At 69.0% G+C, this 20,135-nt stretch carries 19 protein-coding genes; 11 read left to right on the top strand and 8 right to left on the bottom strand.

The annotated features are described in order from the left end of the window. The first annotated feature begins 15 nt into the window (after positions 1–15). Complete coding sequence (locus tag NM961_RS14185) at positions 16–1,320, top strand: S8 family serine peptidase (protein WP_255915058.1); 1,305 nt, start codon at positions 16–18, stop codon at positions 1,318–1,320. A gap of 55 nt (positions 1,321–1,375) precedes the next feature. Here NM961_RS14185 and NM961_RS14180 read toward each other — a convergent pair whose 3' ends face one another. The 5 genes from NM961_RS14180 to NM961_RS14160 all read right to left on the bottom strand — a co-directional run bounded on the left by NM961_RS14180 (position 1,376) and on the right by NM961_RS14160 (position 6,367). Beyond that, positions 1,376–2,116, bottom strand: a complete 741-nt coding sequence (locus NM961_RS14180) for a pseudouridine synthase (RefSeq protein ID WP_255915057.1) — start codon at positions 2,114–2,116, stop codon at positions 1,376–1,378. Further along, positions 2,113–4,299, bottom strand: coding sequence for a S46 family peptidase (locus NM961_RS14175; protein WP_255915056.1), 2,187 nt, complete (start codon positions 4,297–4,299; stop codon positions 2,113–2,115). Before NM961_RS14175 ends, NM961_RS14180 begins: the two co-directional genes overlap by 4 nt. Before the next feature lie 141 nt (positions 4,300–4,440). Then, positions 4,441–5,193: a type I methionyl aminopeptidase gene (map, locus tag NM961_RS14170; protein ID WP_255915055.1), complete on the bottom strand. Its 753-nt coding sequence runs from the start codon at positions 5,191–5,193 to the stop codon at positions 4,441–4,443. A gap of 131 nt (positions 5,194–5,324) precedes the next feature. Next, a complete protein-coding gene (locus NM961_RS14165) occupies positions 5,325–6,002 on the bottom strand; it encodes a hypothetical protein (RefSeq protein ID WP_255915054.1) in 678 nt (225 codons plus the stop codon). Positions 6,003–6,070: 68 nt separating this feature from the next. After that, a complete protein-coding gene (locus tag NM961_RS14160) occupies positions 6,071–6,367 on the bottom strand; it encodes a 7(1) septoil knot domain-containing protein (protein WP_255915053.1) in 297 nt (98 codons plus the stop codon). Between the two features lie 472 nt (positions 6,368–6,839). Here NM961_RS14160 and NM961_RS14155 point away from each other — a divergent pair, with 472 nt between their 5' ends. From NM961_RS14155 to NM961_RS14135, 5 genes are all read left to right on the top strand, one after another. Then, on the top strand, positions 6,840–7,694 hold the full coding sequence (locus tag NM961_RS14155) for a hypothetical protein (protein WP_255915052.1): 855 nt from the start codon (positions 6,840–6,842) through the stop codon (positions 7,692–7,694). A 44-nt stretch (positions 7,695–7,738) separates the two neighbouring features. Continuing rightward, positions 7,739–8,446 (top strand): PspA/IM30 family protein, encoded by a 708-nt coding sequence (locus NM961_RS14150; protein ID WP_255915051.1) that lies wholly within the window; start codon positions 7,739–7,741, stop codon positions 8,444–8,446. Positions 8,447–8,456: 10 nt separating this feature from the next. Continuing rightward, the gene (locus NM961_RS14145) at positions 8,457–10,280 is read left to right on the top strand and encodes an ATP-binding protein (RefSeq protein WP_255915050.1); all 1,824 of its coding nucleotides are present in this window, start codon (positions 8,457–8,459) and stop codon (positions 10,278–10,280) included. Positions 10,281–10,439: 159 nt separating this feature from the next. Next, a complete protein-coding gene (locus tag NM961_RS14140; protein ID WP_255915049.1) occupies positions 10,440–10,880 on the top strand; it encodes a TerB family tellurite resistance protein in 441 nt (146 codons plus the stop codon). A 64-nt stretch (positions 10,881–10,944) separates the two neighbouring features. Continuing rightward, positions 10,945–11,370: an OsmC family protein gene (locus NM961_RS14135; RefSeq protein WP_255915048.1), complete on the top strand. Its 426-nt coding sequence runs from the start codon at positions 10,945–10,947 to the stop codon at positions 11,368–11,370. Positions 11,371–11,582: 212 nt separating this feature from the next. Here the strand turns inward: NM961_RS14135 and NM961_RS14130 are convergent, their stop codons facing one another. Beyond that, positions 11,583–12,560, bottom strand: a complete 978-nt coding sequence (locus tag NM961_RS14130) for a hypothetical protein (protein WP_255915047.1) — start codon at positions 12,558–12,560, stop codon at positions 11,583–11,585. 14 nt (positions 12,561–12,574) lie between these two features. Beyond that, the gene (locus NM961_RS14125) at positions 12,575–13,408 is read right to left on the bottom strand and encodes a hypothetical protein (protein ID WP_255915046.1); all 834 of its coding nucleotides are present in this window, start codon (positions 13,406–13,408) and stop codon (positions 12,575–12,577) included. 354 nt (positions 13,409–13,762) lie between these two features. Between NM961_RS14125 and NM961_RS14120 the strand changes: the two genes are divergently transcribed. After that, positions 13,763–14,353: a DUF4303 domain-containing protein gene (locus NM961_RS14120; protein WP_255915045.1), complete on the top strand. Its 591-nt coding sequence runs from the start codon at positions 13,763–13,765 to the stop codon at positions 14,351–14,353. An 18-nt stretch (positions 14,354–14,371) separates the two neighbouring features. On the opposite strand, the gene NM961_RS14115 is transcribed toward NM961_RS14120, so the two are convergent. Further along, positions 14,372–14,941, bottom strand: coding sequence for an ECF-type sigma factor (locus NM961_RS14115; RefSeq protein ID WP_255915044.1), 570 nt, complete (start codon positions 14,939–14,941; stop codon positions 14,372–14,374). Between the two features lie 127 nt (positions 14,942–15,068). Here NM961_RS14115 and NM961_RS14110 point away from each other — a divergent pair, with 127 nt between their 5' ends. The 4 genes from NM961_RS14110 to NM961_RS14095 all read left to right on the top strand — a co-directional run bounded on the left by NM961_RS14110 (position 15,069) and on the right by NM961_RS14095 (position 20,004). Then, complete coding sequence (locus NM961_RS14110; protein WP_255915043.1) at positions 15,069–15,551, top strand: hypothetical protein; 483 nt, start codon at positions 15,069–15,071, stop codon at positions 15,549–15,551. Between the two features lie 3 nt (positions 15,552–15,554). Further along, a complete protein-coding gene (locus tag NM961_RS14105) occupies positions 15,555–16,334 on the top strand; it encodes an ADYC domain-containing protein (protein WP_255915042.1) in 780 nt (259 codons plus the stop codon). A gap of 320 nt (positions 16,335–16,654) precedes the next feature. Next, positions 16,655–16,984 carry a hypothetical protein gene (locus NM961_RS14100; protein WP_255915041.1) on the top strand — a complete coding sequence of 110 codons (330 nt, stop codon included), beginning with the start codon at positions 16,655–16,657 and terminating at the stop codon, positions 16,982–16,984. A gap of 260 nt (positions 16,985–17,244) precedes the next feature. Further along, on the top strand, positions 17,245–20,004 hold the full coding sequence (locus NM961_RS14095; RefSeq protein ID WP_255915040.1) for a protein kinase domain-containing protein: 2,760 nt from the start codon (positions 17,245–17,247) through the stop codon (positions 20,002–20,004). Positions 20,005–20,135 lie beyond the last annotated feature (131 nt).

Here is a 20,135-nt window from a genome sequence, read left to right as displayed (position 1 = left end):
AGGGGAGCGAGTGTCATGCTGCGCGACTTGCCCGGCCGCCCGCAGCGGCGGTTGCTGCTGCTGTCGCTGGCCTTGCTGGGGCTGAAGACCGGCCAGTTCGCCGCCGATCTTTCCGCCGCGGCGCGGGCGCAGGACGCGCTGCCGGCGATCTTGCCGCTGGCGGCCGCCGCGCTGCCGCGCTGCGCGGACGATGAAGCGCAGATGCCGGATCCGTCGGACCTGCGCTTCGCCGAACCGTACGACGCCCAGGGCGACGCCGGCGACACTGAAAATCCAGAAGAAAATTCAAGTGCCGCGGCCGCCGCGCCGCCGCCGCAGGCGCCGCCTGCCACCCTCCCCGCGCACTACGAGGATCCGCTGCAACCGCACAACTTCAAGCTGCTGGCTGCGATCCGTGCGCCGCGGGCGGCGCCGCGCGTGCATGTGGCGGTGCTCGACGGCGCGGTGCGCGCCGATCATCCCGATCTGCCGCCCCTGGTCTGGATACAGCCGCGCCTGCGCGCTGCCGACGGCGGTTGCGGCGGCGAGGACTGCTGTCCGCGCCGGCCGCCGCAGCGGCCCAGCGGCCATGCCACTGCCGTGGCCGGGCTGATTGCCGCGGTGCGCGAGAACGGCCGCGGCATCGCCGGGCTGGCCGAGGTCGGCGATCTGGTTTCCATCGCCGCACCGGTGGAGGCCGCCGACGGCGACCTGCGCCTGGCAGCGGCCCTGTACTGCGCCATCGAATACCGCGGCACGGACGGACAGCCGCTGCGCGTGGTGAACATGAGCCTGGGCCTGCAAGCGCTTCACGGCACCGCTCTGCGCGATGCGCTGGCGGCGGCCAGCCGTGCCGGGTTGCTGCTGGTCGCCAGCGCCGGCAACAAAGGCCGCGACATCGCGCGCCTGCCGCGCTGGCCGGCCTCTTTCAACTCGGATACGGCAATCACCGTGGAAGCGCGCCGCTACGACGGCGGCCTGGCCCGGAAGTCCAACTACGGCGCCGGCGTAGACCTGGGTGCGCCGGCGCCGGAGCCCGGCGAGGACACGCCGCTGTGCACCACCGCCCTGGCCGGCACCGCGGCAGACCCAGCGGCCTGCGCCGGCGATTACGGCGAATTCGACCGCACCTCGGCCGCGGCGGCGGTGGTCAGCGGCGCCGCCGCGCGGGTCTGGCGCGATCCGCGCTACGCCGGCTGCAGCGCGGCCCAGGTGCGCCGCATCCTGATGGCCGAAGGCCGCTACTGCCGCGATTCCGGCCGGCCCGGTGTCGCGCCGGTATGCATGCTGGACCTGGGTTTTCTCGATGAATCGCGCAGTGTGGAAGATTGCAGAAAATGAGGCTGTGCCGGGTGCCGTCTGGTCCGGCGCATTCATCCCGGCGGATGCGGCATCCTCAGTTTTCGTCCGTCGCTTCCTGCGCCAGCGCCGCCTCCCAGCCGAACGCCTGTATCACCCGCTGCCAGCTCGCATCCAGCGGCGCCTGCACGCTCATGCGCCGGCCGTCGGCGGGATGGTCGAATTGCAGCCGGCGCGCGTGCAGCAGCAGGCGGTGCATGGACCAGTGGATGCGGAACAGGCGGTTGTGATCGCCGCGGCCGTGCGTGGTGTCGCCGATAAGGTGGTGCGAGGCATGGGCGAAATGGCGGCGTATCTGCTGGTAGCGGCCGGTTTCCGGTTCCACCCGCAGCAGGGCGTAGCGCTGCTGTTCGTAGCGGCCCATGGCGATGGGCAGCTCCACCGTGGCCAGCCGGCGCCAGCGCGTGCGGGCCTCTTTCGCCGGGCCTTTCAGGCTGGAGCCGCTGAGCGGATGGTCGATGCAGCCGCTTTTCCCGGGCCAGCCGCGCACCACGGCGAGGTAGTGCTTGGCCACGCTGCGGTCCATCAATTGCTGGCCCAGGGCCGCGGCGATTTCGCGCGAGCGCGCCACCAGCAGCACGCCGCTGGTGGCGCGGTCCAGGCGATGGGCAAGGTACAGCGGCCCTTCGACCTGGGCGCGCAGCCGGTCGATCACGTAGTCCTCGTCCGCGCCGACCAGGTTGCTGCGGTGCACGGCCAGCCCGGCCGGCTTGTCCACTACGACCAGGCCCTCGTCCACATGCAGCAGGGGCAGGGCGCCCGCGGCGGATTCGCTCACGGTGCGGCCACGCCCATCTCGGCCAGCAGCGCCGGCGCGGGATAGACCTTTTCCATCAGGAAACGCAGATAGCGCATGTCGACATGCACGGCGCGCTTGTAGCGCGGATCGAACCACCAGCTTGCGCTGACCGATTCCCAGTTGCTGTCGAAATTCAGGCCGATCAATTCACCGCGCGCATTCAGCACGGGCGATCCGGAGTTGCCGCCGGTGGTGTCGAGGTTGGTGAGGAAATTCACCGTCTGCGTGTTCAGCGCCGGGTCCTTGGTATCGCCGAAGTCGCCGCGCGCAATCGCCGCCAGCAGCGGCTCGGGCGCGTTGAACGGTTCCTTTCCGGTGTGCTTTTCCACGATGCCGGCGACCGTGGTCACCGGCTGGTACTGCACGCCGTCGCGCGGGCTGAAGCCGCTGACGCGGCCGTAGCTCACGCGCAGCGTGGCGTTCGCATCCGGGAACAGCGGGCGCTGCTGGCTGCGGTACCAGCGCTTGAGCGCGGCCATGTAGGCCGGGCGCAGCCGCTGCAGTTCGCCTTCGCGCTGCTTGCGTTCCTGTTCCAGGCGCAACAGGGCCGGCTGCAACTGGCGGGCGAGGACGAGCAAGGCGTCGTCATCGGCGCGCACGCTGGCGGGTTCGGCCTTGAGCAGTTCCAGCCGCGCGGCTTCGTCGCCGAGCCGGGTCGCGCCGTAGACGCGCGCCAGCACAGCCCTGGCGCCGGCCTCGTCGCTGCCGAAAGCGGCGTCGAATTCGGCCACATGCTGTGCCGCCGGCAGCGCGCGGTAGCGCCGCAGCAGTTCCAGCAGCAGGGCCTGTTCGGTGCCGGCGGCGTAGCGGCGCTGCACCTGCTTGAGCTGGGCTTCGATCAGGTTCTCGTCGCGGCGCTGGTAGCCGGTCTCGCGTTTCGCATCGGGCTTGCCGCGTTCCAGCGCGAGGCGCTGCAAGGTGTTGGCCGCGCGCAGCAGCTGGGTCTGGTTGAGGATGGCGCCCAGGACCAGGTCGCGCTCGCGCGTCGCGCTGGCGGCATCGAGCTGGGCCTGCACCAGGCCGATGCGGCGCAGGGTCTCGGCGGCGCTCAGGCACTTCGCGCCGCTGTCGCAGCGCGCCGCGGCATCGCTGCGCAGCCAGTCCAGCATGGCCTTTTCCGCGTCGGTGCGCAGGCGCTGCGCGTCGCTGCGCAGCAGGCCGGTGCGCTCGCCGCTGAAACGCTTGGAGTTGTTCTTCAGGCTGGCCAGCTGGCTCGCGTACTTCACCGCCGCATCCTTGTCGGTGGCGCCTTCGCGCTCGATGATCGCGATGAGCGCATCGAGCAAGTCGACATTGGCGGCCAGGCCCCAGCCTATGCGCTCGGCGAATTCGCTGGCCAGGCGGTGGCGGTAGGTGATGCCGGGATAGCCGGCGAGCATGGCGAAATCGCCGTCGCGCGGACCGTCCCTGGCGATCTGCAGATGGCCGGGCGGCGTATACGGCTTGTTGTCCGGGCTGTAGTCGGCCGGCTGGCCGTCAGCGCCCACGTAGGCGCGCAGCAGGGTGAAGTCGCCGCTGTGGCGCGGCCACATGAAGTTGTCGATCTCGTCGCCGTATTTGCCGATCGCGCTGGGCGGCGCGTAGACCAGGCGTACATCGCGCAGTTCCAGCTGCTGGATGCGGTAGAACTCCGCGCCGTAGTCCATGCTGGCGACGCTGCAGCGGCGGCCGCGCTGGGTCTCGCACTCGGCGACCAGGGCCTTGCTCGCGCTGTCGACGGCGTCGAAATAGTCCAGCCCCTTCTTGCCCGCGGCGGCCTTGAGCACGCGCTCGGTGACGCGCTCGAAGCGTTCGGTCACCAGCACGCGGAAATCCGGGCTGCCGCGCAGTTCGCCGGCCTGGTCGGGCGCCGCGAAGCCCAGCTCCAGCAGGTTGCGCTCGGGCTTGCTGTTGTACTGGATCACGCCGTAGGCGACGTGATGATTGGTGACCAGCAGACCCTGGCCGGAAACGAAGGCGCCGGTGCCGCCGCCGGATTTGACCACGGCGTTGAGCGGCGCCGCGGTCAGGTCGGCCAGCGCGGCGGGATCGCCGCTGAAGCCGGCCGCGCGCAGCTGCGGCGCGATCTCCGGCAGCTGGCTGGCCATCCACATGCCTTCGTCCGCGGCGGCGGGCAGGGCCAGGCTCAAACAGAGGGCGAGGACGAGACGGCGCAGCGGCATGGCGGTTTCCGGCTGGGAAAGGACCGGCAACCATAACAACCCGGGCGCGGCCCCGGTAGTGCGGAAAGTCGCCGTGGTCCCGGCGTATCCGCGAGCGGTTGCGCGCGGCACTGCGGGTGGGCAGCCGCTCCGTTCCCGACCTCAGCCGGCCAGACGTGTCACCACGATGGGTTCGCCCCGGGTCACGATCAGCGTGTGTTCGTACTGCGCGGCCAGGTTGCCGGGAGCGGCTTTCAGGGTCCAGCCGTCCTCGGCTTCCTCGACCCAGTCGCTGCGCGTGGACAGGAAGGGCTCGATGGTGATGACCATGCCTTCGTGCAGCAGGCGCCGGTCGCCGGCGTCGAAATAGCCGGGAATGTGTTCCGGTTCCTCGTGCAGGGCGCGGCCTACGCCGTGGCTGCCGAGATTGCGGATGATGCGCAGCCGATGACGCTTGGCGACCTGCTCTATCGCGCGGCCCAGGCGGTTCAGCGGCGCGCCGGCGCGGGCCTGCTGCAGCGCGGCGTTCAAGGCCTGCTTCGTCGCATGGCACAGTTGCAGTTTCTGCGGCGTGACCGGCGGCACCGCGCGGCTGCCGCCGGTGTCGGCGAAATAGCCGTCGAGTTCGGCCGACACATCGACATTCACCAGATCGCCGGCCTGGATGCGCCGCGCGCCCGGAATGCCGTGGGCGACTTCTTCGTTGACGCTGATGCAGGTCGTGCCGGGAAAACCGTAGGTCAGCTGCGGCGCCGGCCGCGCGCCGGCTGCGGCGAGCAGGCGCGCGCCCAGGGCATCGAGTTCGGCCGTGGTCATGCCGGGTTCCAGTGCGTCCAGCATCTGCTGCAACACGGAGGCGACGACGCGGCCTATGCGGTGCAGGCCCTGGATATCGGTTTCGTTCTGTATGGTCATGGCGGCCTCCGGCGCAGAGGCGCGCAGTCTAGGCGCTGCCGCCGGGTTCGCGCAGGCCCGCGCCGGGCCTGGAGTTTTCGCCGCCGCCGCAGTGTTGCGCGGGACGCCGGACGCGCCGCCGTGCCGCCGTCTCAGGCTTCGCTCAGCGCAGCGAGCAGTGCCGCCGCCCAGCGCTGCCAGCGCGCTGCGGCGGCGTCGGTGACGGGATGCAGTTCGCTGCGCGGGTCTGCCGGCGGCGGGTTGTGGGCGGGAAACGGCTGCATGCGATTCTCCTGGTCGTAGGGCGCTGCGGGTGATCGGCCAGCCGCGGATGGCGACGGCTGTTCATTGAAAATATGTTGGAAATTGCAATCGCTGCCTCTGATGCGCGCGGGATCGGTGGCGATGGCGTCCGGCGCGATTGCGGTTGCGCCGTTCCCGGCCGGGCCTGGCCTGCCTCCGCCGTGCGCCGGGCGGGCGGCGATGGCGTCCTGTATCGCCATCAGGTCGAGGTTGACGCCGCTGCACTGGCCGACGCTGCCGGCGAACCGCGCGCTGGAGCCGGGGCCGGGCGCCTGCGCGCCGTGGCGGTATTCAGAAGGGACAGACGCATGAATGACCTCCGCCGGGATGCGCGAAACAGGGACTGCGCGCGCCCATGCCCGACACATACGCAGGCGCCGCCGCGCGGGGATCACGCGCGGAAAAAATTCTTCCCGCGGCGTTGATTCCGGGCGGCGGCCGGGATTGCCGCAAGCCCGGACGTCGGCGCCTGTCCTGCGCCGGCGCGTTTGCGTGCTGGCGGGGGAACACGCCGGGATTGCGCCCATGAACCGATCGCCCGCCCTGTTCCCGCCGCCGGCGCGGCTGCGCGGTGCTGTGAGCGCTGCTGCGCTGCCTACTGCCGCGGGCCGGGAAAACTATCCACGTAGCGGATGGTGAAGTCGGGGAAGCTTTCCACGATCTGGATCTTGTAATCGGGGAAGCTCTCGACGATCTGCCATTTGCCCGGCGCGTCGGGGAAGCTTTCCACGAGCTTGACGTGCAGGTCGGCGAAGCTGTCGACCAGTTTCACCTTGTAGTCCGGGAAGCTGGTGACGAACTGGATACGGCCGTGGATGCGCGCCACATCGATCTTGTCTCCGGCCGCAGCGGGCAGGGCGGCCAGCAGCAACAGGGCGAGCAGGACGCGCATGGGAAGGCTCCGTGGCGAGGGATGACGCTCCCAGCCTAACCCAGCCGTGCGCCGGTCTGCGCCATTGGTCATTCTTGCGGCGGCGCCGGCCGCCCTCATTGCCGATCCGCAGAGGCAGCGGGCGGGCGAGGCTTGTCATCGGCCAGCAAGCGGCCGCTGGTATCGCCTACACTGCGGCAGTCGGTTCCGGGGCGATGGGGAGATCGCAATTGAGCAGATTCCTGTGCGCGCTGCCGCAGGCGGGCCTGGTGCAGCGGGAGGAAAGGGCGGCGGCCTGCCGCCGCCGCATGGCTCGCGCCGCCGCCGCGGCTGCGCCGGCGGGCCCGCGGCTGCGGCCCTCGGTGCCGCTGCGGCAGGGGCGATCCGCGCCCGGCGCGCCGCCGGCCATCTGCACAGGCCGCGCCCTGCCGCCATCGCCACCGTACCGCGCCGCGCGGACGCCCGCGGATGCCGTCCGCCAGAGAGCCCTGCCGTGAACAAGATCAATCGTGGAGAACTGGAAAGCCTGGTCAACTTCAGCGCGCAGGAGCGGCTGGTGTACGAGGCGATCAGCCAGGCCCTGGGCGAGCCGCGCCAGCGCCTGCGTTTCCTCGGCCGCTACACCAGCTGGAACGGCCTGTTCGGTTCCGGCGTGGCTGCGCTGGCCGGCAAGATCGGCCGCGCGCGCCGCCTGTTCCTGGATCCGGACGAACCCATCCACGCCCTGGCCGACCGCAGCGTCTACGTCGCCAGCTTCTTCTTCGACGCCGCGCGCAACGAATTCGACGACCACGACAGCGTGCACCGCGACACCCACCGCTGCCTGGCCCAGGCCCTGCTCAAGGGCGTGCTGCTGCTGGAGGCGGCGCAGCTGCCGGCACTGTCCGACCCGCACAGCGCGAATGTCCTGCTGGCCGAGCCGGAGTGGCTGCTGCAGCTCAACCAGAAAGTCGCGCGCGGCTACGGTGCGCACAGCGAGGACGACCTGCCGGCGATCTTCCACGCCATCGGCTATCACCTGGGTTCGGCGCTGCTGGCCGATCGCGAGTTCTCCCTGATCGACGAGACCCTGCGCCGCACCGCGCCGGAACTGGTGCAGCACCTGCTGGCCACGCGCATCGCCATCGCCGGGCAGGAACACGTGGCCTACCACTGGATCGCGCTGCATTCCGGCCACGGCGGCGGCATGGAGGCCGACCATTTTGAATGGGCCACGCAGGGCGCGCGCCTGGCCCTGCGCTTCACGCCCGAAGCCGAGCACCCGGCGCTCAAGCGCGCACTGATCGACGGCTTCATCAGCTTCGCCCAGGATCACCGCCGCTTTTTTGAACAGGTCAACCAGGCCTGAGTCCGCGGCCAACCCATCGCAGCCCGCAAGGAGACTCCCGCATCATGGCAAGCATCAATTTCTTCGACCGGCTAGGCAACCTCTGGCGCGGCTTCGTGTCGCTGTGGATCGCCGACGTGGAAAAGAAGCACCCGGAAATCGCCTACGAGAACGCGATCAACAGCCTGGTCGCCAAGTACACCACGCTCAAGGGCGCGACCGCAGCCATCATCACCCGCCGCGACGAGATCGATCAGCGCGTGGAAAGCGAACGCCAGTCCCTGGCCGCGATCGCGCGCGACCTGGACGCCGCCCTGGCCACCAACCAGGACGATCTGGCCCTGGTACTGCTGCAGAAGAAGAGCGCGGTCGAGGCCGAGCTGACCTCGCTCGCCACGGAGGCCGAACAGGCCAAGGCCGAAGCCGACGACGCCAAGAACGCGCTGCTCGCGGTCAAGAGCGAGATCGACAAGCTCAAGGCCGAGCGCGACCGCATGCTGGCCAAGATGAAGAGCGCCCAGGCGCGCATCCAGATCCAGTCGCAGCTCGACGGCCTCAGCGTCGAGGCCGACGTGCAGGCGCTGGACAAGGTGCGCGACCACATCCGGAACACGATCTCCGAAGCCAACCTCGGCAAGGAACTGCGCGATTCCGACCTCGACGTGCGCCTGGACAAGCTGCGCCAGCAGTCCGGCGCCATCACCGCGCGCGCCCAGCTGGAAGAGCTCAAGCGCCAGCGCGCCGCCCAGGCCGCGGCCGGCAAGCAGATGTAAGGAGTGCCCCATGCCGGCCCGTCCTGCCGCCATCCTGCCGCGCTGGGCCGAAACGGTCCGGCGCAAGTACATCGGCGGCGAAGCCTCGATGTTCGTGCTGCACCACAACGTGTTCGACGAGATCCTGCACGGCGGCGAATTCCATTCGCTGGTGGAATTCCTGACCGAGGTGCTGCTCAAGGACAACAAGGACACCATCATCGTCTACGACCCTTCCGCCGGCGTGCGCTATGCCAAGCGCACCAGCACCCTGGGCACCGAGCCGGTGCGGCCGAACAGGCCGCCGGAAGAAGCGCTGGCGGACATCGAGCACGAGATCCTGCAGCGCCACAGCGCCGCGCTGATCGTGAGCTACGCCGGCAGCCTGGCGCCGCCGGGCGAGGAGAATTTCCTCTCCCACGCCGACCGCATGGCGGCGATACGCCTGCACCGCTGGTCGCTGAGCCCGGAGCTGGAGAGCAAGGACAACGTGGTGTTCCTGCTCAGCGAATCGCTGGCGGAACTCAATGCCAAGCTCATCGCCAACCCGCGCGTGGCCGCCGTGGAAATCCCGCTGCCGGACCTGGACGAGCGCGCCGCGGTGGTCCGCAGGGTCGACCCGGCCATGCATGAGGACAATGTCGAGCGCCTGGCCGAACACAGCGCCGGCCTGCGCGCGGTGCAGCTGCGCCAGCTGCTCACGCCGCGTTCCTCCGACAATGCCCTGGGCGACCGCGAGCGGCTGGAGCTGATCCGCTCGCTGTTGGGCAACAGCGCCGACGCCGCCCAGCGCGCGGCCAAGCTGGCGGGCATCACGCGCGGCATGGATACCGAGGAAATCCGCCACCTCATCAATCCCGACCTGCCGCTGCCGGAGACCGACGCCGGCGATCCCTACGCCGCGGTGATCGAGCTGGTGCACAAGCGCAAGCGCGAAATCATAGAGAAAGAATGCGCCGGCCTGATCGAATTCGTCGACGCGCGCCACGGCCTGGAGGCGGTGGGCGGCGCCGAGGGCATCAAGCAGGAACTGCTGCAGATCGCCGCGGCGATCAGGAACGGCGACCGCCACCGCGTGCCCCTGGGCCTGCTGTTCGTCGGCCCCATGGGCACCGGCAAGACCTTCATCGCCAAGGCCTTCGTCAAGTCGTCCGGCCTGAGCGCGGTCACGCTGAAGAACTTCCGTTCCAAATGGGTGGGCTCGACCGAGGCCAACCTGGAAAAAGTGCTGCGCATGGTCAAGGCGCTGGGGCCCATCATCCTCATCATTGACGAGGGCGACCGCAGCTTCGGCGGCCAGTCCGGGGAAACCGACGGCGGCACGTCTTCGCGCGTGATCGCGCGGCTCAAGGAATTCATGAGCGAGCCGGACAACCGCGGCCAGGTGCTGTTCATCCTGATGACCAACCGGCCCGACAAGCTCGACATCGACATCAAGCGCGCCGGGCGCATAGACCGCAAGATCCCGTTCTTCTACCCGGATACGGCGCAGGATGTGGAAGCCGTGCTGCGCGCCATCTTCACGCGCTACAAACTGGGCGATGCCCTAGATTGGACGGCGGCGCGGGAGACCACCAGCGCGAAACTGGTCGGCTATTCCAATGCGGACCTGGAAGCCGTCTGCCTGCTGGCGCTGAACCTGGCCGGCGAAGGCAGTACCGTGGACCAGGCCTGCTTCGAGCGCGCCATCGCCGACTATGTGCCGGCGCGCGACGCGGGCATGCTGGAATACATGGAAATGCTCGCCGTATTCGAAGCCTCGCGCCGCAGCCTGCTGCCGGCGCGCTACCGCGACATGAGCCAGGAGGATTTCACTGTGCGCCTGCGGGAATTGAAGCGGGAATTGCGGTTGTGATGGGTTGGCGGTGCGTCAATCGCCGCGGCCTGGTTTGCTTTCTTCCCGCCGCATGAAGATCTGCGGAAAACCCCGCAACACCATGTACTCCCTCTTCTCCGCGCCTGCGCGGGGGAGAGGGCTTTTGAAGATTTCAGCGGAATTCAACGGGACACCATCATGCCCACCCTGGAACTCTCCCACCTGCAGACCATCGTCCGCGCCATGCACGACATCGCCGTCACCGACGGTGTGCACGATGCCGAACGGGTGATGCTGCGCAGCTTCTACGAGAACTGCCAGCGCGAAGCCTCGGCCCTGGCGTCGTTTGACGACCTGATCGCGATGCCGTTCGATCTCGCCGCCGTGGCCGGCGATTTCCGTCAGCCCGGGCAGCAGGCCGCGCTGCTGCATTCCTGCCTGCTGCTGGCCCATGCCGATGGCAATTACTCTGCCGGCGAGCGCGCCAAGGTGCAGGAATTCGCTGCGGCGCTGGGTGTTTCGGCCGCCGAGCTGGGCCGTATCGAGGAAGGCGTGGCCGACCATCTGCTGCAACAGATCTCGCGTATCAGCAACATGGACGCGCTGCAGGAAGTGGCGAAGGAATTGCAGCAGTCCTGATCCGCCCGCGCCGGCAGCGCCGGCCGGACCCGCACATCGTTTCCCAACCCCTGGAGCAGAACCCATGAAAAAGACCGGATCGGCAGAGTGGAAGGGCAGTATCAAGGAAGGCGGCGGCACCATTTCCACGGAAACCGGCGTGCTCAACAACGCGCCCTACGGTTTCAAGTCGCGCTTCGAGGATGGCCCGGGCACCAACCCGGAGGAACTGATCGGCGCGGCGCACGCGGGCTGCTTCTCCATGGCCCTGTCCAATATCCTGGGCCAGAGCAATCTCACGCCGGAATACATCCGTACCCGTGCGGAAGTCAGCCTGGTCAAGACCGACGCCGGCTTCACCATCAACGCCGTCCACCTCGTCGTCAATGCCAAGGTGCCCGGCACCGATGCGGCCGGCTTCGCCGAGCATGCGGCCAAGGCCAAGGCCGGCTGTCCGGTGTCGCGCCTGCTCAATGCGGAAATCAGCATGGATGCGACGCTGGATGCATGAAGCCGCGGGTGCACAACGGTCAATGAGCCGTCTTGCGCCCCGCATCCCCGGATGACGGTGTGATCCGGCCTGCGCAACAAACCGGACTTGGCTGAATCCGTTTCCGGCGTGCGTGGATTTTCCCGCGCCGGACAACGCCGCAATTCGCTGCGCCAGCCGAAAAGAAGGAGGCCGCCTCGCGGCGGCCTCCCCGGTCGGCCCGATCGTCCTGATCAGCGGTCGATCACATCGCCTTCCTTGTACGCCAGCGCCTGCTGCGGCAGGTCGACGTAGAACACCGCGCCGGCCTCTTCCTTCGGCAGCACGCCGACCTTGAGCGAAGGCACGAACACGCGGCGGCCGTCCAGGCTCACCGGGCGCAGCACCACGGCCATCTGCAGATTCACCACCGCGCCGTTGGCCGCCTGCTTCACCTGCGGCAGGATCTCGCGCTTGAGTTCCTCGGCGCTCTTGAGCTTGAAGCTGGTCAGCTGCGGATGCAGCTGCAGCGCCGGCCAGCGCAGGCTCAGGCTGACCAGGTCGCCGCCGCTGCGCGAAGCCAGGCGGGCCTCGCTGCCTTCGACCTGCAGGCCTTCGATGCTGCGCAGGGCATAGGTATAGACCGAATCCGCTGCGAGCAGGGCCTTCTCGTCGCTCATGTCGGCTGACTGCGTGCGCAGCGAGACGATACCGCTGGTGGTGAACAGCACCTGCGCCGGCGAGATGCCCGCGCGCTGCAGCAGATCGAAGTGGCGCGCCTCGATCTCGCGCTGGCTGCGCTGTGCTTCCTCGAACGCCATCGGCGGCTGGCCTTCCAGATTGCGCGCGAAGTGCACGCGGCCGGAACCGGCGCTGATGCCGTAGGCGTGGGTCTTGGTCGCGACGTAGTCGGAGCCGCCCGTGGTCGCATGCGGCAGGCCCAGCAGCGCTTCGATGTCGCTGAGCTTGCGCAGCGTCACGGTGTTCTCGCCGTTGGGATATTTCTCGCGCAGCAGCGCCAGGCGGCGGGCGAGTTCGTCGCTGCGGAAGGCCGGCAGCGTGGCCTCGATCAGGCGCGCATAGTCCTCGGAAAAGAGCTGGGCGGTATCCGCCGGCGAACCCAGGTCGCTGGCGGTGGCGACGGCCGCGCCGGCGCCGGCCAGCGGTGCAAGCAGGCCGAAGCCGATCAGGCCGGCGAGGCCGGCGCGCAGGCGGAGTTTCTTCGTGATCATGGTGGTCTATTCCCTTAGTTCGGCAGCGCGCCGCCGCCGGTGGACGGATCGCAGCCGCTGATGTAGCGGGTCGTGGCCCAGTTCGCGGCCGTGTCCGACCACTTGCTCGCATAGCGCTCGTTGAGCACATCGGCCGAACGCGCCGCGGTATTGCCGAAGCCCATCGCCACCGGGCAGATGGTCTTGTAGCTGTTGTACCAGTGGTCGACGTGATGCATGTTGTCGACCCAGGCCTTGCCCACGCCCTTGGACACGGTACCGTCGGCGGCCAGTTCCTCGTACTCGTCCACATACTGCGAGCCGATGTACATGAGGCCGTGGAAACCGGCGATCACGTGTACGCCGCCCTTGGCTGCGCCGAACCAGGACAGGCGGTTGTCCCACTGCATGCTCTGGCACGAAGACATGTGGAAAAAGCGCAGCCGTCCACCCGAAGCCTTGCCCAGCTTCATCTGGTTGACGTTGAGGCCGCATTCGCCGCCTTCCCGCGTGTGCATGGTGCCGACCCAGCCGGGGCCGTCGATGGAACCGTGCGTGCAGATCAGGCCCGCGTCGTGCGCATCCATGCGGCTATTGTCGTAGGCCCAGCTGGTGATCGACGGATCCGCATACTTGCCGACCTTGACCAGCTGGAAGTTCTCCCACACCGGCACGAAACCGCGGTCGGCCATCTCATGGCGCCAGGCCATGCACATGTCGTCCCACCAGTCGCGCTGGCTGCCGGAGCAGTCGCCGTCCCACTTGGTGATGGCCGAACTCCAGACCGAATCGGCCAGTGCATTCCCTGCGCCGCCGAGCAGGGCCAGCACGAGGCCTGCGCCCAGCAGTGTCTTGCGTGTCGCTTTCATTTGATGCTCCATGTCGATGAATGACGCTGCGACTCCATGCGCGTACTTCACGATTCTGAACAGCGCGTCATTGTCGCTACCGTCGATGCTTTCCTGTCGCGCTTTCCCTTTCCCTGTGCGGGAAAACGCAACGGTTATACGAACGAAGCATGTGAACTAATCCGAACAGATTTTTTTCGGCGCGGTTGCGCCGGCGTTCATGCGGTGAAGTGGAGAGCGGCGCACACGGCGTATGTCGAGGCCGTCACAGCATGGCGCTGCCGCTGATGATTGGCGGAACGCATCCGTTCCGCGCTGCGGGTGCTGCTGCGGGGAAGATCTGGCACGATACGGCGCCAGCAAAGGAGCCTGCCGATGAATGCCGATACCGCTGGCGACAGCGACTCAGCCGACGCCAGCCTGGATTGGACGAGCTTCCCCGGACGCATTGCCGCCGCCGCGAGAGCTTCCTTCGCGGATCTGATCGAACGCAGAAAGCAGGAGGACTTCTACGCCTTCGCCCTGTACACCGACGCGGACTGCTATACGGTTCTTCCCTGCGCGAACTCCATCGAGAAACACAGCGAGAAGCTGTCGAAGGCCGGCGTGGACGATCCTGCGGAGATGGCGGGCTACCAGTGGTACATCGGCGAATGGGCTTACGAGGCGTGGAAGGATGAAGCGTTCACGGCGATCTGCCGCGATCTGAGTGCGGCGAGCCAGGCCGCCTGTGAGACGGGTTCGTTCGCCGCGTTCCGGCAGCAGGTGCATGCGTCGATGATCGCGGCGATGGCTTTGCTGGATGGAGAAGGCCTTTTCGCCCCGGCCGGAAGCGAGACCGTCATTTTCATTTCATCGACGGACCAGGACGAAGCCTTCGCGCTCGAAAACAACTCGGCGGAAGTGCTGAATTCTTCCACGGTCTACCGGAAGTTCCTGCGGCGCTACGCAGTTGGCGGGACGTGAACGGGACAGCGCCGCCGTTCAATTTCCCAGGGACAACTCCCGTTGCAGGAATGCCTTCGCCGCCCGTGTGTCGCGCTTGACCGTGGGCTCGGATACGCCCAGCAGTTCGGCGATGTCTTTCACTTCCAGGCCGGCGAAGAAGCGCATCTCGACCACGCTGACCAGGCGTTCGTCCAGGGCGGCGAGTTTCTGCAGGGCGCGGTCCATGCCGACCAGCTGTTCGGCCTGTTCGTCCACGGGCAGGGGCATGCCTTCGAGCGAGTCCAGTTCCACGTGCTCGGCGCCGGCGCCGCGGCGTTCGGCCAGGCGCGCGCGGGCGTAGTCGATCACGACCTGGCGCATGGCGCGGGCGGCGGTGGCGAAGAAGTGCTTGCGGTTTTCGTACTGGCCGTTGGCGCGCTCGAACAGCTTGAGGTAGGCCTCGTTGACCAGGGCGCGGGTGTTGAGGGTGTCGCCGCGGCGGTGGCGGGCCAGCTCGGCCCGGGCGATGCGCAGCAGGTCTTCGTAGACCAGGTTCAGCGCCTGGTCGCGCTCGGCCGAGCCCTGGCTGGCGGCGGCGATGCGGGCGGTGATCTCGTTCTCGTTCATGCCTTTCCCCCAGTTGGTGCACACCGTACTCCCTGAGTGCGGCGCCGGCAGCGCCTGATCCCTGGCGGCCTGCCGCTGCGTACGTCCCTGCGAGTGCCGATTGGGCACCTTTGAACCGGAGTATGCAATGAAGCGCTTCCTGATCGCCCTTGGCCTGTTCGCCGCCGCGGGTTCCGCCAGCGCCTGTGTCGGCTGCGGCATCAAGTTCAACGGCCGCAGCGACAATGGCATTGCCCTGAATGGCATCAATTTCAACGGGATGCAGACCAACGGCATCGCGCTCAACAGCTTCAAGCTCAACGGCATGGCGCTGAACGGCGTCCAGGGCAACGGCTATCGCTGGAACGGGATCGCCTTCAACGGCATGCGCATGAACGGCACCCGGTTCAACGGGGTGGATCTCAACGGCCTCAGCCTCAATGGCCTGAGCCTCAACGGCCTCCTGCTGAATGGTTTCAACCTCAACGGCACCAGCTTGCGGGGCGCGCAGCTCGGCAGCGCGGCCGATCCGGAGCGGGAAGCGGCTTTCGACGCCACGGCCTGGCAGGCGCCGGACTGGTCGGCGGTGCCGTTGGACCAGGTCCAGGTGCACCTGCCGGAGTCGCGCTGAGCCATGGCGCCGCGCTGGCTGGCACGGCTGCTCGCCCTGGCCGCGGCCCTGCCTGCGGCCGCTGCGCCGCCGGCGCGGCTCAGCGTCGAAGGCACCGAGTTCGTGCTGTACCGGCTGGACGGCCGCGTGCTGCGCAGCGCGGAGCTGATCGGCGCGGAGCTGGACCTGGGCGGCGGCCGCCAGCTGCGCATAGACGCGGTGCGACCGGATCCGTCCGATCCCAGCGGCACGGTATTGCTGCATCGTTTCAGCCAGCGCGAGCGCGGCGGCGCCTGGGCGCCCGCCTGCGAGGCCGACCGCGAAGGGCGCCAGGAAGGCTTTCCGGTGCCGGGCCGCTGGGTGGATGGACGCTACCAGCCCGGGCGTGACCATTTCGCGCTGAGCTGCACCGCCGGCGCCCAGGCCAAGTGCGTGCGCTGGGGCTACCGGCCCTGGGCGCCCGCCCCGGATGGCACGCCCATGGCGCCGATGTACGAAGCCTGCGTGCACATGGTGCGCGCCGATTACTGCGGCGACGGTACGGCGACCACGCGCGACGGCACCGCCATCGACATCTACGACGGGCACGGCGTGCAGCAGCCGGCCAATGAAGCCGGCTTCCGCTTCGAGGCCGGCTGGGCGCCGCACGGCGCGGTCTGCGTCAACCACGCGCGCGTGCCGCAGAACCTGAAGCTGGAAGACCTCGCGCAGCGCTGCCCGCGCCTGAAGGATGCGCTGGGGCGGCGCTGCGACGAAGCCAGCGCCAGGGCTGCGGGCGCGCTGCTGTTCAACCGCTCGAAATAAGTCGGCAGGAGCCGGATCGTCTGCTGTCGCCGCACAGCAGCCGCGTTGCGCGATTCGCGGAGCATTTTTCCAAACAGTGCCGCAATAGAAAAAACGGTTTGTTGCATCTGATTTATTTGCGCCGATGCGGGTATGCTCGCGGTTTGCAAGGCGACTTTGCGACTATTTATAAAGTTCATGTTAAGCAGATCGCGCCGCGCGAAAGCGGCTGTTATTTGCTTGGCGCGTGCTTCTGCGCCCCCGGCGCTGCTTTGTCGCCTGCGATCACGAACAGGTTCCGGCCTGCGCATCCGCGCCGGCCCACTGCGAGGAGAAAAGCGATGAAGGCTCTGCTTGTTATCGGTGTGATCGGCGCAGCACTGTTCAGTACCCAGGCTTCGGCGGTGACCTATTACGGCACCTGCCCGACCTGTACTCCGCCCATGACCAGCGTGTCCTGGCACACCGCCGCGGCCAACGTCGCTGCCTATTACGGTGCAACGACAGCGGACGACATCGCCATGTGCAGGGACGGCGGCGGCGGGACGCTGACGGCGGCGGTGGCGCAGTACCTGGTCATCAATGCGCCGGTCAGCGGTCCCGGCGATGTGCAGTGGAACTACACCCAGGGCTATGTCGACGCCACCTGCGCCGATCTGGGTTTCGAGTAAGACAGGCTTGCGGCTCCGCGCCCCGGCCGGGCGCGGAGCCGTTTCGCCGGCAGCGCCCGAAGGCGTGGATTTTTGCGCCGCCCCGCCGCGCCCCGCGGCAGCGGTCCTGCCGCACCGTTTTTGCACCCTCGCTGCGTGCGTCCGCGCTGTCGCCGCAGCGCAAAGCCGGCCGCCGCCGCCGGCATGCTGATCCCTGTGGCAGCGACTTTGCGTACGCTATCCACGGCGCTGTCCGTGGCGTCGTCGGCAGGCAGTCACCCATGGATGCGCAACGCTGGCGCCGCGCGCGCGAATTGTTCGATGAGCTGATCGAGCTGCCGCGCGAGCAGTGGCAGGAACAGCTGCTGCGGCGCTGCGGCGGCGACGCCGGGCTGGAACACGAGGTGCGCGAGCTGCTGGCCGCCGATGCCGGCGCGACCACCGGGGCGGGCCTTCCTGCGCAGGCGCCGGCGGTGCTGGCCGATATTGCCGCGCAGGAAGAAGCCGCCGAATACGCCCGCCTGCAAGGCCAGCGCGTGGGCCCGTTTCGCCTGCTGCGGCCGCTGGGCCGCGGCGGCATGGGCGCGGTATGGCTGGCCGAGCGCGCCGACGGCGCCTTCCGGCAGCAGGTCGCGGTCAAGCTGATCCGCAGCGGCTGGGATGCGGAAGCGGTGATGGCGCGCTTCCAGGCCGAGCGCCAGATCCTCGCCGGCCTGCAGCATCCGCATATCGCCCACCTCATCGACGGCGGCGTCACCGCCGACGGCAAGCCCTGGCTGGCGCTGGAATACGTCGACGGCGGCGATATCGCCAGCTACTGCGACCGCGAGCGCCTGGGCCTGGACCGGCGCCTGGCGCTGTTCACCACGGTCTGCGCGGCGGTCGCGCATGCGCATGCGCGGCTGGTCGTGCATCGCGATCTCAAGCCGTCCAACATCCTGGTCAGCGCCGACGGCACGGTGAAGCTGCTGGATTTCGGCATTGCCAAGCTGATAGACCCGGCCTCGCTGCAGGTCAGCGGCAGCCGCGTGTTCACGCCCGAATACGCTGCGCCGGAACAGCTGCGCGGCGAAGTGGCCACGATCTCGGTCGACATCTATGCGCTGGGCCTGCTGCTGTACGAACTGCTGACCGGCCGCCGTCCCTACCGCGCGGCGAATTCGACGCCGGCCGCCTACGAGCGCGCGATTCTCGATCACGAGCCGACGCGCCCCAGCCAGGCCGTGGTCGAGGGCGAGACCGGCAGCGACGCGCAGGCACTGGCCCAGGCGCGCGATCTCAGCCCGCGGCGCCTGCGCCAGCAGCTGCGCGGCGACCTGGATGCCATCGTGCTCAAGGCGCTGCGCAAGGATCCGGCCCAGCGCTATGCCACGGTGGGCGAACTGCTGGCCGATATCGCCGCCTATCAGGCGCAGCGGCCGGTGGCGGCGCGGCGCGGCAACTGGCGCTACCGCGCGCGGCGCTTCGTCGCGCGGCATGCGCTGGCGACAGGGCTGGCCGTGGCCGCGGTGCTGGCCCTGTGCCTGGGACTGGGCCTGGCGCTGTGGCAGGCGGAGCAGGCGCGTCAGCAGCGCGACCTGGCCGTGCGCGAATCGGCCCGCGCCCAGCGCACGGCCGATTTCCTCGCCGACCTGTTCACCCAGGCCGACCCCAACGTCAACCAGGGCAAGGAACCCGGCGCCGGCCAGTTGCTCGACGCCGGTGCCGATCAGCTGCTCAACGGCGAGCTGGACGAAGATCCGCACGCCAAGGCCGGCCTGCTGCTGGTGCTGGCCCAGGCGCGCCGGGCGCTGGGCGGCGGCAGCAGCGGCGATGGCCTGATCGCCGAGGCATTGCGCCAGGCCGAACGCAGCGGCGATGCGCTGCTGCAGCTGGAAACGCGCGAGCTGCACGGCGCCATGCTCGGTTCCGAATCGCGCCTGCCCGAGGCGCTGGCCTTGCTGCAGCAGGTGCACGCCGAACTGCCGGCGGACGATCCGCGCTTCCTGCGCCTGCGCGTGCGCACCGGCATAGACCTGTCCAACGTGGCCAGCGGCCTGGCCCGCGACGAGGACACCGAACGCTATCTGCGCGAAGCCTACGCGCTGCAGCAGCAATTGCCCGACGACGCGCAGACCTGGCGCGCCGACGCCGTGGTGCCGCTGGCCTTCCGCCTGATCCGCACCGACCGCGCCGCCGAAGCCGAAACGATGCTGCGCCAGGCCCTGGCCGCCGAGCAGGCCAAGCCGCGGCCGCATCTGCTGCGCCAGGCGCGCATCAGCGAAGTGCTGGGCATGAGCCTGCAGAACCGGCCCGATCTGTCGGAGGCACTGGAGTGGAGCCGGCGCGCGCTGGAACTCAAGGCCCAGGTCTACGGCAAGCGCCCGCACGGCGGCCTGACCACCTCGATCAACAACTACGGCGTGATGCTGATGCGCGCCGACCGGGTCGAGGAAGCTTTGCCGCAGCTGCGCCGCGCGCTGGAGCTGCGGCGCGAACAGCTCAGCCCGGAACACGGCTGGATCGCGCAGAGCCTGTACAACTACGGCCGCGCGCAGGACCGCGCCGGCGATCTGGCCGGCGCGCGCGCCTCGCTGGAGGAAGCCAAGGCGCTGCTGATCGCGACCGATACCGACAAGGGCCGCGACGAAACCGCGATCCGGCGCGAACTGGGCAGCATCGCCCGGCGCCAGCAGCGCTGGGACGCGGCGCGTGCCGAACTGGATCTGGCCCTGGAACGCTTCCGCGCCCTGCCCAGGCCGGATGCGGCCGAGACCGCGCGCACCCTGGCCGAGCGCGAGATGCTCGATGCCCAGTCCGGCAGCGCCCGGCGCGACTGCGCCCAGGCGCGCGAAGCGCAGACCCTCGCCGCGAGCGCCAGCCGCATCAACGCGGCCGAACGCGCCTTCCTGCAGATCGTGCTGGCCGGCTGCCTGGCCGATACCGGCGCGCAGGCCCAGGCGCGTGCCCTGTTCGCGGCCAATGCGGCCGCGGTGCGCGCGACGCCGGCCTATCCGCTGCGGCAGCAGTATCTGGCCTGGGTGGAGCAGCGCATCCGCTAGCCGCGGCCGCGGCGCGGCGTTGCGCGCCGGGTGCCGCGAGGTGCCGCTGACAGGACTGCGCCCGCGCTGCCGTTTTCCTGTGAACCTGCATGCAGGTAGCCGATACTCTGCCGCCGGGAGGAGCAGTGCGT

This window comes from Tahibacter harae, assembly GCF_024437735.1.
In the GTDB taxonomy this organism is placed as follows: Bacteria; Pseudomonadota; Gammaproteobacteria; order Xanthomonadales; family Rhodanobacteraceae; genus Tahibacter; species Tahibacter harae.
Note: the sequence above shows the minus strand (reverse complement) of the source record. Positions and strands in the feature narration are given on the sequence as shown.

Coding starts and splice junctions, on each gene's coding strand:
- NM961_RS14165 (WP_255915054.1), bottom strand. CDS start 6,002: ATGGGCGCAATCCCGGCGTGTTCCCCCGCCAGCACGCAAACGCGCCGG.
- NM961_RS14120 (WP_255915045.1), top strand. CDS start 13,763: ATGAATGCCGATACCGCTGGCGACAGCGACTCAGCCGACGCCAGCCTG.
- NM961_RS14160 (WP_255915053.1), bottom strand. CDS start 6,367: ATGCGCGTCCTGCTCGCCCTGTTGCTGCTGGCCGCCCTGCCCGCTGCG.
- NM961_RS14115 (WP_255915044.1), bottom strand. CDS start 14,941: ATGAACGAGAACGAGATCACCGCCCGCATCGCCGCCGCCAGCCAGGGC.
- NM961_RS14185 (WP_255915058.1), top strand. CDS start 16: ATGCTGCGCGACTTGCCCGGCCGCCCGCAGCGGCGGTTGCTGCTGCTG.
- NM961_RS14135 (WP_255915048.1), top strand. CDS start 10,945: ATGAAAAAGACCGGATCGGCAGAGTGGAAGGGCAGTATCAAGGAAGGC.
- map (WP_255915055.1), bottom strand. CDS start 5,193: ATGACCATACAGAACGAAACCGATATCCAGGGCCTGCACCGCATAGGC.
- NM961_RS14140 (WP_255915049.1), top strand. CDS start 10,440: ATGCCCACCCTGGAACTCTCCCACCTGCAGACCATCGTCCGCGCCATG.
- NM961_RS14145 (WP_255915050.1), top strand. CDS start 8,457: ATGCCGGCCCGTCCTGCCGCCATCCTGCCGCGCTGGGCCGAAACGGTC.
- NM961_RS14125 (WP_255915046.1), bottom strand. CDS start 13,408: ATGAAAGCGACACGCAAGACACTGCTGGGCGCAGGCCTCGTGCTGGCC.
- NM961_RS14150 (WP_255915051.1), top strand. CDS start 7,739: ATGGCAAGCATCAATTTCTTCGACCGGCTAGGCAACCTCTGGCGCGGC.
- NM961_RS14175 (WP_255915056.1), bottom strand. CDS start 4,299: ATGCCGCTGCGCCGTCTCGTCCTCGCCCTCTGTTTGAGCCTGGCCCTG.
- NM961_RS14130 (WP_255915047.1), bottom strand. CDS start 12,560: ATGATCACGAAGAAACTCCGCCTGCGCGCCGGCCTCGCCGGCCTGATC.
- NM961_RS14110 (WP_255915043.1), top strand. CDS start 15,069: ATGAAGCGCTTCCTGATCGCCCTTGGCCTGTTCGCCGCCGCGGGTTCC.
- NM961_RS14100 (WP_255915041.1), top strand. CDS start 16,655: ATGAAGGCTCTGCTTGTTATCGGTGTGATCGGCGCAGCACTGTTCAGT.
- NM961_RS14105 (WP_255915042.1), top strand. CDS start 15,555: ATGGCGCCGCGCTGGCTGGCACGGCTGCTCGCCCTGGCCGCGGCCCTG.
- NM961_RS14095 (WP_255915040.1), top strand. CDS start 17,245: ATGGATGCGCAACGCTGGCGCCGCGCGCGCGAATTGTTCGATGAGCTG.